General features: G+C 67.2%; 15 protein-coding genes and 2 pseudogenes. 7 read left to right on the forward strand and 10 right to left on the reverse strand.

Features of this window, described 5'->3' with window-relative positions; genetic code table 11:
* Positions 1-172: 172 nt before the first annotated feature.
* The 3 genes and pseudogenes from ACM26W_RS04030 to yghU all read left to right on the forward strand — a co-directional run.
* Positions 173-640: pseudogene (locus tag ACM26W_RS04030) on the forward strand (transposase); the annotation flags it as partial.
* A gap of 451 nt (positions 641-1,091) precedes the next feature.
* Positions 1,092-2,033, forward strand: a complete 942-nt coding sequence (locus ACM26W_RS04035; RefSeq protein WP_416137616.1) for an IS1595 family transposase — start codon at positions 1,092-1,094, stop codon at positions 2,031-2,033.
* 142 nt (positions 2,034-2,175) lie between these two features.
* Entirely contained in the window at positions 2,176-3,057 is an 882-nt protein-coding gene (yghU, locus tag ACM26W_RS04040; RefSeq protein ID WP_416139582.1) for a glutathione-dependent disulfide-bond oxidoreductase, read from the forward strand.
* A 7-nt stretch (positions 3,058-3,064) separates the two neighbouring features.
* Here the strand turns inward: yghU and ACM26W_RS04045 are convergent, their stop codons facing one another.
* The 3 genes from ACM26W_RS04045 to ACM26W_RS04055 form a co-directional block, all read right to left on the reverse strand.
* Positions 3,065-3,370 carry a septal ring lytic transglycosylase RlpA family protein gene (locus tag ACM26W_RS04045; protein WP_416140809.1) on the reverse strand — a complete coding sequence of 102 codons (306 nt, stop codon included), beginning with the start codon at positions 3,368-3,370 and terminating at the stop codon, positions 3,065-3,067.
* 269 nt (positions 3,371-3,639) lie between these two features.
* Positions 3,640-4,527 carry a S66 peptidase family protein gene (locus ACM26W_RS04050; RefSeq protein WP_416139583.1) on the reverse strand — a complete coding sequence of 296 codons (888 nt, stop codon included), beginning with the start codon at positions 4,525-4,527 and terminating at the stop codon, positions 3,640-3,642.
* Positions 4,528-4,667: 140 nt separating this feature from the next.
* Positions 4,668-4,985, reverse strand: coding sequence for a hypothetical protein (locus ACM26W_RS04055; RefSeq protein ID WP_416139584.1), 318 nt, complete (start codon positions 4,983-4,985; stop codon positions 4,668-4,670).
* A 147-nt stretch (positions 4,986-5,132) separates the two neighbouring features.
* On the opposite strand from ACM26W_RS04055, the gene ACM26W_RS04060 reads away from it, so the two are divergent.
* A complete protein-coding gene (locus ACM26W_RS04060; RefSeq protein ID WP_416139585.1) occupies positions 5,133-5,525 on the forward strand; it encodes an HIT family protein in 393 nt (130 codons plus the stop codon).
* Positions 5,526-5,571: 46 nt separating this feature from the next.
* On the forward strand, positions 5,572-6,210 hold the full coding sequence (locus ACM26W_RS04065; RefSeq protein WP_416140810.1) for a lysozyme-like domain containing protein: 639 nt from the start codon (positions 5,572-5,574) through the stop codon (positions 6,208-6,210).
* 40 nt (positions 6,211-6,250) lie between these two features.
* Here ACM26W_RS04065 and mltF read toward each other — a convergent pair whose 3' ends face one another.
* From mltF to ACM26W_RS04080, 3 genes are read right to left on the reverse strand one after another with little or no spacing between them, the layout of a single operon-like run.
* Positions 6,251-7,633: a membrane-bound lytic murein transglycosylase MltF gene (gene mltF, locus ACM26W_RS04070; protein ID WP_416139586.1), complete on the reverse strand. Its 1,383-nt coding sequence runs from the start codon at positions 7,631-7,633 to the stop codon at positions 6,251-6,253.
* A gap of 20 nt (positions 7,634-7,653) precedes the next feature.
* A complete protein-coding gene (locus ACM26W_RS04075) occupies positions 7,654-7,998 on the reverse strand; it encodes a hypothetical protein (RefSeq protein WP_416139587.1) in 345 nt (114 codons plus the stop codon).
* A gap of 57 nt (positions 7,999-8,055) precedes the next feature.
* A complete protein-coding gene (locus ACM26W_RS04080) occupies positions 8,056-9,033 on the reverse strand; it encodes a patatin-like phospholipase family protein (RefSeq protein ID WP_416139588.1) in 978 nt (325 codons plus the stop codon).
* 265 nt (positions 9,034-9,298) lie between these two features.
* On the opposite strand from ACM26W_RS04080, the gene ACM26W_RS04085 reads away from it, so the two are divergent.
* A complete protein-coding gene (locus ACM26W_RS04085; RefSeq protein ID WP_416139589.1) occupies positions 9,299-9,991 on the forward strand; it encodes a hypothetical protein in 693 nt (230 codons plus the stop codon).
* Between the two features lie 145 nt (positions 9,992-10,136).
* On the opposite strand, the pseudogene ACM26W_RS04090 reads toward ACM26W_RS04085, so the two are convergent.
* Positions 10,137-10,355: pseudogene (locus tag ACM26W_RS04090) on the reverse strand (FAD-dependent oxidoreductase); the annotation flags it as partial.
* A gap of 194 nt (positions 10,356-10,549) precedes the next feature.
* Between ACM26W_RS04090 and ACM26W_RS04095 the strand changes: the two are divergent.
* Complete coding sequence (locus ACM26W_RS04095) at positions 10,550-10,729, forward strand: hypothetical protein (RefSeq protein ID WP_416139590.1); 180 nt, start codon at positions 10,550-10,552, stop codon at positions 10,727-10,729.
* Between the two features lie 20 nt (positions 10,730-10,749).
* Here ACM26W_RS04095 and ACM26W_RS04100 read toward each other — a convergent pair whose 3' ends face one another.
* Genes ACM26W_RS04100 through ACM26W_RS04110 form a run of 3 tightly spaced genes read right to left on the reverse strand, consistent with a single transcriptional unit; the run spans position 10,750 to position 13,401 of the window.
* On the reverse strand, positions 10,750-11,283 hold the full coding sequence (locus ACM26W_RS04100) for a hydrogenase maturation protease (protein ID WP_416139591.1): 534 nt from the start codon (positions 11,281-11,283) through the stop codon (positions 10,750-10,752).
* Complete coding sequence (locus tag ACM26W_RS04105; protein ID WP_416139592.1) at positions 11,267-12,583, reverse strand: Ni/Fe hydrogenase subunit alpha; 1,317 nt, start codon at positions 12,581-12,583, stop codon at positions 11,267-11,269. Before ACM26W_RS04105 ends, ACM26W_RS04100 begins: the two co-directional genes overlap by 17 nt.
* Positions 12,580-13,401 carry a sulfhydrogenase subunit delta gene (locus tag ACM26W_RS04110; RefSeq protein ID WP_416139593.1) on the reverse strand — a complete coding sequence of 274 codons (822 nt, stop codon included), beginning with the start codon at positions 13,399-13,401 and terminating at the stop codon, positions 12,580-12,582. Before ACM26W_RS04110 ends, ACM26W_RS04105 begins: the two co-directional genes overlap by 4 nt.
* Position 13,402 lies beyond the last annotated feature (1 nt).

Consider the following 13,402-nt stretch of genomic DNA (forward strand, 5'->3'; position numbering starts at 1 on the left):
TGATGGGTTGGACATCGAGGTTTCTCCTTCCACGGTTGTTAGGAAGGAGAAGAATCGCCTGGATTATGCCGACCTCACGAGCTCGATCTCCGTCCCAGGCAAGGTCGAGCCACGCAACATCGGCATAATCCGGAGGCCGGCATAATGAACCTTATGCCGACGTCGGCATAAGGTTCACAAGACGGCTAACGTGCTGCACAAGCTGCCGAAGTCCGTGCAGCCCAAGGTCAAGGGCGACCTCCATGACATCTGGATGGCAGAGACCCGCGATGGGGCGCACAAGGCTTTCGATCGCACCCTGAAACGCTTCGAGGCCAAGTACCCCAAGGCGATGGAGTGCCTGGAAAAGGATCGGGAAGAGCTGCTGGCGTTCTACGACTCCCCGGCAGAGCACTGGGTACATATCCGCACCACCAACCCGATCGAGTCGACCTTCGCCACAGTCCGCCTGAGGACCAAGCGCAGCCGAAACTGCGGCTCCCGGGCGACGACCCTGGTGATGGTCTTCAAGCTGCTCCAGAGCGCCCAGAAGCGATGGCGGCGTATCAAGCACTTCCAGAAGTTGGAGCTGGTCGTCAGCAACGTCGAGTTTCGGGATGGGGAGCAGGTAACCGATCAATCAGACAGGAATGCGGCCTGACCGCCATCCACCAGATTTGACGATAACTCTTTCACGCCGTGTTGGTTGTGCTCCTGGTTCCTTGGTCGTAGATCCCTTGTGAAAATGACCTGCGATGCAGATCCGTCGCCTACGCAGCGGACGAGCGTTCGCTGCAGACGCTGGCGTTCTGTGGTCGCAGATTGCAGCGAATCCATGCCGACGGTGTAACCAGTGGAAATTTTCAAGCGATTGATTTATCGATAAATGCCCGTAGCAAGCGCGGCCTTGTATTGTCGAAAAACGGATTCAAAATCCGCCGGGGGCAACCTCTTGTCGGTTCGAGTCCGACCGCCGGTACCAGCCTGTCGCTTGTTGGAAGAAACGGACAGAAGAGACAGGTCAAAAACACTCCTGATTACGCACTTTGTACAGCTACGCTGGCGGGGCCTGGACTATGCTGAAAGGTAAGGGTTTCTCAGGAGATACCGTCATGGCTCGCAATCCTATCCAGTTCCAGTCCGGTCTGTCATTGCCGGCATTTCTCGACCAGTACGGCACCGAAGCGCAGTGCCGTGCGGCCCTGTTTCAGCATCGCTGGCCCACGGGGTTTGTTTGCCCCGACTGCGGCAACACCACCGGCTGCCAACTCGCGCGCGGGGTGTACCAGTGCCATCACTGCCACCATCAGACCTCGCTGACTGCCGGGACCATCTTCCACGCCACGCACCTGCCGCTCACCACCTGGTTTCTGGCCATCTACCTGCTGACCCAACGCAAGAATGGCCTCTCGGCGCTGCAGCTGTCCCGCGAGCTCGGCGTCAGCTACAACACCGCCTGGAAGCTCAAGCACAAGCTGCTGCAGGTCATGCATGAGCGCAACCAGGGCGAGACGCTCACCGGACGCATCGAGATCGATGATGCCTACCTCGGCGGTGAACGGCCGGGAAAGCGCGGGCGCGGCGCTGAGCACAAGTTCCCGTTCGTCGCCGCGGTGCAGACCGATGAGGAGGGCCATCCCCAGCGCGTCCAGCTGCGTCGCGTAAGCGGCTTTACCCGCGCCGAGGTGAGGCGCTATGCCCAGGTCGCCATCGCGCCTGGCAGTCGGGTGGTCAGCGATGGCCTGGGGTGTTTCCGGGTCTTCGATACCCCGGCCTACACCCATGAGCGCTTCATCACTGGCGGTGGCCGTGCCAGTGCGCAGATCCCCGCCTTCAACTGGGTCAACACCGTGCTGGGCAACGTCAAGAACGCCATCACCGGCAGCTACCATGCCATCCGTGGACAACATGTGCCGCGCTATCTGGCTGAGTTCGAGTACCGCTTCAATCGGCGCTATGACCTCACGGCCATGATTCCGCGCTTTCTGACGGTGGCGGCCAGAACACCGCCGATGCCTTACCGGCTCCTGAAGCTGGCTGAGCCATATACGTAATCAGGAAAACACTTGCCGCAGACAGCCGCCCAAGGGCGGCTGTCTGCGTTTACGGCCGGCCGGCGTTGAGTGGCCGGGGCTCGAAGCGGCTGGCGTGGCAGGGTATGGTGCGCGATGAGTATTCATTCGCTGAGGAGTCATCATGAGCGATCAGGACGCCTACGTTCCGCCCCGGGTCTGGCAGTGGGAGCAGCCCAGCGGCGGCAAGTTCGCCAGCATCAACCGGCCTATCGCCGGTCCCACCCATGATGCGGTGCTGCCGGTCGGCAAGCATCCGCTGCAGCTCTATTCCATGGGCACGCCCAACGGGGTCAAGGTCACGGTGATGCTCGAGGAACTGCTGGCGCTGGGCCACGCCGACGCCGAGTATGACGCCTGGTTGATCCGCATCGGCGACGGTGATCAGTTCGGCAGCGGCTTCGTCGAAGTCAATCCCAACTCCAAGATCCCGGCGCTGATGGATCATACCACCGCGCCGCCCACTCGCGTGTTCGAGTCGGGCGCGATCCTGCTCTATCTTGCCGAAAAATTCGGCGAATTCTTGCCGGGTGAGCATGCTGCTCGCACCGAGACCCTCAACTGGCTGTTCTGGCAGATGGGCAGCGCGCCCTTCCTGGGGGGCGGCTTCGGCCACTTCTATGCCTATGCGCCGGAGTCGTTCGAATACCCCGTCAATCGTTTTGCCATGGAGGCCAAGCGTCAGCTCGACGTGCTGGACCGCCGCCTGGCCAAGAGTCGGTATCTTGGGGGAGAGCTGTACACCATTGCCGACATCGCCAACTGGCCCTGGTATGGCCAACTGGCGCTGGGTCGGCTCTATGACGCCGGGGAGTTTCTTCAGGTGCAGGAGTATCGGAACGTGCGGCGCTGGGCTGGGGAGATCGACGCTCGGCCGGCGGTTCTGCGCGGGCGCATGGTCAACCGCACCTTCGGGGAGCCAGAGATGCAGCTCCGTGAGCGTCACGATGCCAGCGACTTCGAGACCGGTACCCAGGACAAGCTTGACTCCGCAAACGCGGACTAGGCCGGTCTCAGTTGATGGCGGTGATGATCACCGGCGCCAGGCCGCGATTGAGAATGCCGAGCTCACGGGCGGCGCGTTTGGAAAGATCAATGACGCGCCCCTTCACGAAGGGGCCGCGGTCGTTGATCACCACCGTGACCTCGCGCCCGGTATCCGGACGGGTCACCACCACCTCGGTGCCGAAGGGCAGGTCGGGGTGTGCGGCGGTCATCTGGTTCTGGTCGAAGGGCTCGCCGCTGGCGGTGGTTCGGCCATGAAACTTGTCGTGATAGAAGGATGCGATGCCTTCCTGGGTCTCGGCCTCATGGGCCATGGCCGCCTGGGTACCGAGGGTCAACGCGCCTGACAGGTAGCAGGCAAGTAGCAGTTTCGATCGGGTTCCCATAGGGTTACCTCAGGGTTCTCGTGGTGCGGGATGCGTATGCTGCGATGCAATAAGGGTCACAAGGCTTGCATGGTAACCGCCCCTGAGGTAAGCGGCAACCCCTGGCTGAAGATCGCCGAAGTTCGGCGCAAGATGGCGACAATCATCTAATGGAGCGTTAGCCGTCAGGCTACGAGGCCCCGGGAAGCGCCCCCCTTTCACCCCATTGCCGTCAGGCAAGAGCCTTCGATGACGCCAGTGGCGCCATAGCGCCAGGGGCGGTTGCGCAGGCCGTGGCCCACCGGCAGGCCGTGGTAGAGCGGCACTCCCAGAGGGGCCAGGGTCTCGGCGATGATCGCCTCCAGCGGCGTGGCATCAAAGGCACGACACCCCTCGAAGGTGCCCAGGCAGACGGCGCCGGCCTGGTCCAGGGCGCCGGCCTGCACCAGCTGCCAGAGGGCGCGTTCCAGGCGGTAGTAGGGCTCGCCGACGTCCTCGAGGATCACCAGGGCGCCGGGCGGTGCGCGGAAGGCCAGCGGGGTGCCGGCGAGGCTGGCCAGGGTGACGAGATTGCCGCCTACCAGCGGGCCCCCCAGTCGCGTCGGGGCCTGGCCCCAGGCAGCAAGGGGATAGTCGAGGCGCGCCGGGCCGCGGATCAGATCGAGAGTTTCCTCGAACTGGGTGTGAATGATGTTGCGTTCCTCCTCGGGGCCTTCGAGCAGTAGGCTGGCGGCCTTGACCACCGGGCCGTGGATCGCCGGCAGTCCGCGGAGGTGGCACTGGTGGAGCAGGGCGGTGAGGTCGGAGTAGCCGATCAGCGGCTTGGGGCGGTGTGCCAGTCGCGCCCAGTCGATGTCCTCCGCCAACTGCGCGCAGCCGAATCCGCCGCGCACCGCCCACACCGCCTGGGTATCGGGATCTTCGTGGGCAGCGTGGAGTTGGGCCAGGCGCCACTCTCGATCGCCCGCCAGATAGCGGGTTCGTCGCTGAAGCGGTGCAGGCCGTCGCACCGTCACACCCAGGGACTCGAGCCCGCGGACTCCCCGCTCGATGGCGTCTTCAGGGGTGAAGGAGGAGGGGGCAATCAGGCTGATGGCAAGCGGCATGGCGTCACGACCAGTGGCGAGCGAAGGACCAAGGATGGCATGCCGCGTCGCCGGGTGCATCCGGCAGACCCCCAATGAAGACGCCCCATCCGGTCTACCGGATGGGGCGTGGGGATGTCACGCGGCTGCGACGGTGCGTGTCAGTGCCGTTGGTATGCCTCTTCCGCGAACAGTTCGGCCTTGGCATTGCGCATGACGTCCTCACAGGCAGCCTGTTGGGCCAGCTGAGTGAGCAGGTTCTGGGTCACGGCAAAGCCCTTGCCCATGCAGGTATCTATCTCGTCCCGGCTCACTGCGGGTGAGACGTCGCAGTCGATCTTCAGGGTTCTGCCGCCGCCGTCGAGCCGGTCGGCGAACTCGCGCAGCTGCCAGGCAATTCGTTCCTTCCAGCTGGCCGATTCATCCGCGCCCTCGTTTACGCTAAACGTGCACCGCCATTCAGGTTTGTAGACCTTCATGTGAACCTCCGTGCTGGCTTGGAATGAATGATCGATCGTGTATTCTGCTCCGTACTGAGGGGTGTTGCGTCCTCAGCATAACGGTTTCGTGCCGCCACTGCAGTTCCTGCGGGGTGGCGTTGCGTCCACACCGCCAGGAGAGCGCCCGTGGCAAGCATCTTTACTCGTATCATGCAGGGAGAGATCCCCGGCCATTTCGTCCACGAGGACGATCAGTGCGTGGTCATCATGACCATTCAGCCGATGAAGCCCGGTCATGTGTTGGTGATACCCCGCGAGGAGGTCGATCACTGGGATGATCTCCCCGAGCCGCTCTACGCTCACCTGATGAGCGTCTCCCGGCGGGTGGCCAAGGCGATCAAACGCGCCTTCCCCTGCCAGCGTGTCGGCATGCTGTTGGTGGGGCTGGAGGTGCCACACGTGCACATTCACCTGACCCCACTCGACGAGATGAGCGATATCCAGTTCCTGGACCTGCCCATGGCCGAACCGGCTGATCTTGCGGCCGCTGCCGAGAAGCTGCGTGCGGCCCTGGCCTGACGGGCGCGGGTTGAGCTGGCGCGGGACGGGCGGGGTCGAGGGGCGGCTGCGTCGTCTTCTCCATGCCGGCCTGGCTGCGGGAGCGCTGGGCCTGCTCGGCGGCTGTGCCGTCATGGCACCGTCGCCGCCGCCGGACCAGAGCAACCTCTGCGAGATCTTCCGCGAGCAGCCGCGCTGGTACGACTACGCCCAGGACTCCGAGGAGCGCTGGGGCACGCCCGTCGCCACCCAGATGGCCTTCATTCAGCAGGAGTCCTCCTTCCAGAGTCACGTGCGTCCGCCTCGCAAGCGCTACCTGGGGTTCATTCCGGGGCCGAGGCCTTCCTCGGCGCGGGGCTATGCCCAGGCCCTGGATCCGGTGTGGGGGGAGTATCGCGGCGAGGCCGGCGGCACACTGGCCCGTCGCAGCCACATGAAGCATGCCACCGACTTCATCGGCTGGTACAACGCGCGCACTCAGCGGCAGGCCGGTATCTCGCTCAACAACCCGCAGCACCTCTATCTGGCCTACCATGAGGGGGCCGGCGGCTATCGGCGCGGCAGTTACCGAGGCAAGCCCGCCGTGCAGCGGGCGGCTAGCCAGGTGGCATCCCGTGCCGGCCGCTACCAGGCGCAGCTGGCCAGCTGCGAGGCCGAGTTCCAGTGCCGGCGTTTCTATCAGTTCGGGCCCTTCTGCGGGGCCTGACAGGCCGGGAAGGACCTCAAGACACCCTCCCGGCGGCGACTCAGGGCGCCGGGGGCGGCGTCTCGGTTGCCACCAGCGCCACGCCGATCACGTCACGATAGTGGCGGATGCGCTGCACGAAGTGCACCGGCTCGTAGCCGCGAGCGTAGCCGTAGCGGGTCTCGGGGTAGTAGCGCTTGTCTGCCTTGAGCGGCAGCACCTCCTGCATGTCGTCCCAGGAGTCCGGATTCTTGCCGAGTTTCCGGGCCAGTTCGCGGGCGTCCAGCACGTGGCCGCGGCCGATGTTGTAGCTGGCCAGGGCCAGGTAGGTGCGATCGGGCTCGGGGATCTCCTCGGGCAGCCGCTGGTGGCGGTCGGCCAGGTAGCGCGCTCCGGCGTCGATCGCCTGGGTCGGGTCCAGGCGGTCCGATACCCCCAGCGACTCGGCGGTGTTGCGGGTCAGCATCATGATGCCGCGCACGCCGGTGGGCGAAACCGCTTGGGGGTTCCAGTGGGACTCCTGGTAGGACAGTGCGGCCAGCAGGTCGGCGGGAATGCCGGTGGAGCTCTCCGCCATGAGGAAGAACTCCAGGAAGTCGGGTAACCGCTCGTCGATGCGCCGGTTGAGCGCCCGCAGGTCGACGAAATCGAACTCGTCGATATAGCCGTAGTAGCGGTTCTCCACCATCTCGATCGCCGCTTCCGCCTCGGCGGTGCTGCGCCAGTCATGGGCCTGCTCGGCCAGGGCCTTCTGGTCGGCGGCCAGGTACCAGCCCAGCCAATCGCCGCTGGTCAGGTTCAAGGCGACCTCCAGGACGGGGTAGTGGCGTCGTACCACCTGCACGATGTTGGAATCGGCCAGGGTGCAGCCGGCCTCCTGCTCGGCCACGGCGGCCAGCAGTATCTCGGTGGTGCGCGGGTCCTCCTCGAAGGTGATGCCGCTGTGATCGTTGACCAGCGAGTCGAGCTTGTCGGCATAGCTGGAGTCCGCCGTGACGCGGATCTCCACCTCGGCCATCTGCTCCACGCTGCGCGGCAGCGGGCGCGCCTCGCGGTGGCAGACTAGCTGCTCGACGATCGTGGTGTGTGCGGGTCCCGTCAGAAAACGCGCCTCGCGGGAGGGCAGGTGGGTCAGGCCGGCGGCGGCCATGTGGACTTCACCGGACTCCAGAGCCTGGAGCACATCGGCGACGGCGTCGTGAACCGCCCACTCGACCTGCCAGCCTCGCGCTTCAGCAAAGTGACTGACCAGGTCGTGCTCGGGGCCGGCGGGGGCCTCGTCGCGATCCAGGTACCAGGTCGTGGCCGCGTTGCGGGTGGCGACCTTCAGGATGCCGCTCTCCTCGGGCGTGGCGAGACGGGGGGGCTCCTCGCCGCAGCCGGCGAGCAGCAGGCCGGCCAGGCTGAGAGTGGTCAGGGTCGTCTTGGCGTGTCGTATGGGCATGGGCGCGCCTCCAGCTGGCATCACGTTATCTCCCGCCACCCCTCGTGGGCGCAGCTGCCGCAGCGGTAGAAGGCCTCATGGCCGCCGTACTCGCTCTCGCGAATGGTTCCCCGCTGGTAGTGGTAGCTGCGCAGGGTGCACACAGGGCAGCGCTCGACCTCGTCGCGAGGGGCTCGGGGCGGCGGGCTGAGCTGACTCGCCTTGCTGTCGGTCTGCCGCGGGGGCTCTGCCATGAGCCGATCGAGCTCGCCGGTCAGCTCGGCGGCCAGGGCGCGGGCCTCTCCCTCCCTGTTGCTGCCGGCCATGTCGGCCAGCTCGATGATCCGTGCCTTGAGGGATGTCAGCCGTGACGTGGTGTCGGCCATCGCGCGCCCTCCTGAGGGTCGTTCGTGGTTAGCCCCTTGAGCATAGCGCCAACCGGCTCAGGGGATGGCATCGGCGTCGGCCTGGATCGCCAGCCAGATCGTCAGCTGATCGCGCAGCTCGTCCGCCACCGGCTTGGCCTGGGCGAGGATCTCGTGGATGCGGTTGAAGTGCAGCAGGCGCACGCCCGCGGCCTCCGGCTTCAGGTAGAGGTGTGGGCGTCGGTGTGCCAGTGCCTGGCGGATCAGCGATTCCTGCATGATCTTGAAGCTGTTGAACAGGATGTCCGTGACCCCGGGGGGGCCATCATCCGCAGACTGGCGGCTGCCGGTGACGTCCACGGCGATCACCAGGCCCATCTCGTCCAGCAGCAGGTCGTAAGGCAGCGGGTTGGAGGTGCCGCCGTCGATCAGCAGCTGGTCGCCACGGGGCACCGGCGAGAACAGACCGGGCACCGCCAGGCTCGCCTCGATGGCCGGAAAGAGTGGCCCCTCCTCGATCACCACGCTGTCGCCGCTCCAGTAGTCGGTGGCCACCACCGAGAGCGGAATCGCCAGGTCGTCGAAGGTGCGCGCCTCGGTATGCCCGGCCAGGAAGCGCAGGAAGCCGCTGGAGTCGAACAGTCCGCCGTCGTTCAGGCCGATGTGCATCAGGTCGACCAGGTCCAGGTCCAGGCCGGCGAGCCCGGAGAGGGCGTCCAAGGGCGAGCCCGCCACGTCGTCGAAGATGTCGAGGATCTCGTCCGCGGAGAGCCCCGCCGCATAGAGACCGCCGATCACCGCGCCGATGCTGGTGCCGGCGATGCGGTCCGGGACGATATCGAGCTCGTCGAGGACCTGCAGCACGGCGATATGAGCCAGCCCGTTGGCGCCCCCCGAGCCCAGCGCCAGGCCCAGGGTGGGGCGCGCCAGTGGCGACGCGGCGGCCTGGCCGAGCAGCAGCCCGGTGAGCAGCAGGCCGATGCCCGCCAGACGGGCGAGAAGGGCGAGCCTGGGGCGGCGGAAAAGATGAAGGCGGAGGGCGGTCGATCGCCGCATGGCGCTCTCCTGCGCGGGTGGCGTGGCTCGCTGAAAAGGGGCTGCCTTCACTATGGCATAGCCGAGGAGGGGCGCCCATGCCCCGGCACTTGCCAGCCGGTGGCGACGGGGCCAGGGTGGTAATGACGCCCCTTGCGGAGGCCGCCATGGCTGCTCCCCAAGTCCCTCGACCCGATGCGCCACCCCCCGAGCCTGCCGGTACCCCGCCCGGCGGCGACGGCAGTGCCGGCACTGGCACCCCCCGCCAGCAGTGGCTGTTGTTCGTGTGGATGGCCTTCGTGATCCTGGTGATGTTCCATTACCTGGAGGGCACCCAGCGCCTTCACCACTACCCCACCTGCTGCCCCACGCCGACCGGCTGGAGAAGGTCACGGTACTGCCCCGGGGGCGCACCCTGGGCGTCACCACCCAGGTGCCCGACGAGGAGCGCGTCAACTATAACGAGTCCTATCTGCACGACCGCCTCACGGTGATGTTCGGCGGCCGGCTGGCCGAGTCGATCGTCTTCGGGGAGGTGAGCAGCGGGGCGGAAAACGATCTGGAGCATCAGGCCGCGGTTCTGGCGCATCACCACGGCACGCCCCTGGTCCTCGAAGGAGGCCTCGCCCACGGCCAGGCAGTCGCAGCCGCCCAGGCGCGCCTCCAGCTCGGCATAGCTTTCCCCCACGGTGGCCATCTGCGGCTCGGTGAAGACGATGGCCAGCGGCACGTTGCGCCGAGCCGCACGCAGCTCGGGGAAGCGCCCGGCGTTGTCGCCGGCGATGCGCCCCTCGCTGTTGGCCTCGTGGAGCAGCGGCAGCGCCTGATTGGCGTCGCCGGCGATGAACACATGGCTGGGCCGTCGTCGGCGTTGTGGCACTGCAGGGTGAAGCGGTTGAAGCGCGGCACGCCCTTGTCGTCCATCGACAGGCCGGCGTTCTCCAGGTCCAGCCGGTCGACGTTGGGGCGTGGCCTGTGATGCGGTCTGCTTCGGGAATGCGCCGCATCGACTTGAACACCCGCCCCACGAAGCCGTCGCGCTCCTGTTTGACCCGCGCCATCACCGCCGCGCCGTCCACCTCGATGCCGCTCACCCGGATGCCGAAGCCGCCGGCGTCGCGGGCCTGATGGGCCGCCTCGGCGGCGGCGATCAAGAGCTTGGAGGGCATGCAGCCCACCCGGGCGCAGGTGGTGCCGTACTCGCCGCCCTCGATCAGCACCACGCTGTCGCTGTGCTGGCGGGCAGCGTGCCAGGCGCTCAGGCCGGCACTGCCGGCGCCGATGATGGCGATATCGACCTCACGTTGCTGCATCGGGCTCTCCTTGGATCGGAAATCGTCCATCCACTATGGCATAGGGTCGGTTGATGCCACCGAGTGATAAGGGCGGCGTCTTGACGCAGGGCGCATGGGGCGCATGGGGCGCATGGGGCTCAGGCGGCCAGGCGCAGGCCTAAGCCGATCAGCAGTGAGCCGAAGGTCTACCGCTGGAGCTTCTCTTTGAGGGGGCTGCCGGCGAACCAGCGCTGCAGGTGGTGGTGCCGGACCTGGCGGCCTACGAGGGCTTCCTGACCGGCACCCTGTTGAGGCTGCCCGGCGTCACCGACATCCGCAACAACTTCGCCATTCAGACCGTCAAGGCCCACGGACCGCTGCCCGTGGAGCGGCTGGCCGAGGCGGGCGGCCCGGACGCGATGCCGGTCGCCCGCCGCCCCTGAGCGCTGTCGCGGGTCGGCGGCTAGCCGGCGTCGAGCCAGCCCAGGACCACCGCGTGCAGTCGCCGGACCTGCGCCTCGTCGAGCTTGGGTGCCGTCATGTCGGGGCCAGGCATCTCGATGCCGATGATGCGGATGCCCGCCCGGAAAAGCCCCAGCGCCTCGACCAGCGCCAGGGTACTCGCCAGGTCGAGTCCGTGTGATGACAGCCGCGCGGCGGCCTCGGGGAGCTCCGCCGGCGCAAAGACCTTGAGGGTGCCGGGCGGCCCCTGGCCCCGCATGGCATCGACCAGCAGCAGGCGGTCGCGTGGCGTCACCGCGTGCAGGAAGAGGTCGACGGGCTGGTCGAGTCGCGCGACCGTGATGTCATCGCGCTCGCGAAGCGTATCGCCCAACCACTCGGCGACGAGCCAGCCGAGGCGGTCCCCGCCATGGGGCGAGCCGAGCCCGAAGAGATAGGCATGGCCTCCGGGTCGGCCAGCGGCCCCGTCCTGCCTGGCAATGCCCGGCTCGGCCACGCCCGGGTCATTCCCGCGTGGCTTATTTTCGCAAGACATTTTTTCGCAAGACATTGAAGTCCAGGAAGTGGGTGGCGCAGGAGATGCAGGGGTCGTAGTTGCGGATCACCATCTCGCCGTGCAGTCGCAGGGCGTCGTCGTCGCGCTCCAGGCCGAGGCGCGTCAGGCTCGCCGCGAGGTCCACCTCCATCCGCGCCTGGTTCTGGCTGGTCGGGGGGACGATCCGGGCCTCGACGACCCGGGCCTCACCGTCGAGCGCATAACGATGCCAGAGGATGCCGCGGGGGGCCTCGGTGCAGCCGACGCCGACCCCGGCACGGGCAGGCGCCTCGACATGGGGCTCGGCGGCGGGGTCGTAGTCCTCGGTGAGGCGCAGCGCCTCGCCCAGGGCGACATGCATCTCCACCGCCCGGGCGACGATGCTGTGGAACATGTTGCGGCTGGGGAAGTGCACGCCGCTGTCGTCGAGCAGCTGTCGCAGGTTATCGGGCAGTCGGTCGAGGTTGTTGTTGAGCCGAGCCAGCGGCCCGACCAGATAGGGGTGGCCGTCGAGCTGGGCGTGCAGCGCGGTCGAGTGGGGGACCTGGAACTCGCGGAAGTGCTGTTCGAAGTCGGCCGGGGCGATGTCGAGCCCCTGGTCGGAGACGATCCGGCCGGCGGTGATGGGGTAGTCGCGAGGATGGCGCAGCGAGACCGAGACGAAGTCCTGGTCGTCCTCGGGAAGCGGCAGCCCGGCCGTCCAGGCGATCAGCGCGCGGGCCTCCTCGAGGCCTGTCGCCAGGCGCTGACGCAGGGCCTGCATGGTCGCGGCATCGGGGGCACGAAAGAAGCCGCCCGGGCAGATGCCGACGGGATGCACCGAGCGGCCGCCGAAGGTGCGGATGATCTCGTTGCCGAGCCCCTGGAGCCGCAGGCCACGGCGCACCTCGTCCGGGTGGTCCCGGGCCATCGCCGGGGCGCTGTCGTAGCCGAGGAAGTCGGGGGTGGCCAGCAGGTGGATGTGCAGGCTGTGGCTCTGCAGCCACTCGCCGCAGTACATCACCCGACGCATCATCTCCACCCAAGGGCTGGGCGTGACGCCGAGGATCGACTCGATCGCCGCCACCGCACTCATCTGGTAGGCCACGGGGCAGATGCCGCAGATCCGGGCCACGCTGTCGATCACGTCCTGGGTGCTGCGCCCCTCGAGCAGCTTCTCGAACAGCCGGGGCGGCTCGAAGATCCGCAGCGTCAGCGCCTCGATTCGGCCGGCCTCGATGCGGATGTCCAGGGCGCCCTCGCCCTCGACCCTTGCCAGGATGGGCACATGGATCTCGCCGGTTCGCGTGTCGTGACTCATCCCTGCTCCTCCTTGCTGCCCTGACGCGTTATGACCCGTGCCTGCCAGTCCAGGCCCTCACTCCGGAACGGCTCGGCATGGCCGTTGATGAACAGCAGGCGTCGGGCGACCTCGTCGAACCGCATGCCAGTATCGGCCAGGTGGGTGGCCAGTGCCGAGACGTTGGCCTGCACGGCGGGCCCGTAGCAGGCGTAGCAGTCACGCTGCCAGCGGGGGCAGATCGCGCCGCAGCCGGTGCTGGTGACCGGTCCCATGCAGGGCTGGCCCTGGGCGACCATGACGCACACCGCCTGCTGGCGCTTGCACTCCATGCACACCGCGCTGTGGTCGACCCGGGGCAGGTGGCCGGCCAGCAGCGCCTTGGTGGCGCCGAGCACCTGTTCGCCGCTGACCGGGCAGCCCCAGAGCTCCAGGTCGACCGTGACGCTCTCGGCAATCGGGGTCGAGTCGGCGAGCAGGTCGATATGCTCGGGCTGGGCATAGACCCCGGACACCCATGCGTCGGCGTCGTGGAGGTTGCGCAGCGCCTGGATGCCGCCGGCGGTGGCGCAGGCGCCGATGGTGACCAGGAAGCGACTGCGCTCGCGGATGCCGCGCAGTCGCGCGGCGTCCTGCGATGTGGCCACGCTGCCCTCGACGAAGGCGATGTCGACCTCGGCCTCCTCGTCGATCGGGCCGGCCTCGGCGAAATGCAGGATGTCGACGCTCTCGGCCAGGGCCAGCAGGGGCTCGCCCAGGTTGAGGAAGGCCAGCTGGCAGCCGTCGCAGGAGCTGAACTTGTGCACGGCGATGCGCGCGCGGTGGGTTCCGGTGGTCATG

Origin of the sequence: Halomonas sp. HK25 (assembly GCF_047795635.1) — a bacterium.
Classification (GTDB): domain Bacteria; phylum Pseudomonadota; class Gammaproteobacteria; order Pseudomonadales; family Halomonadaceae; genus Halomonas.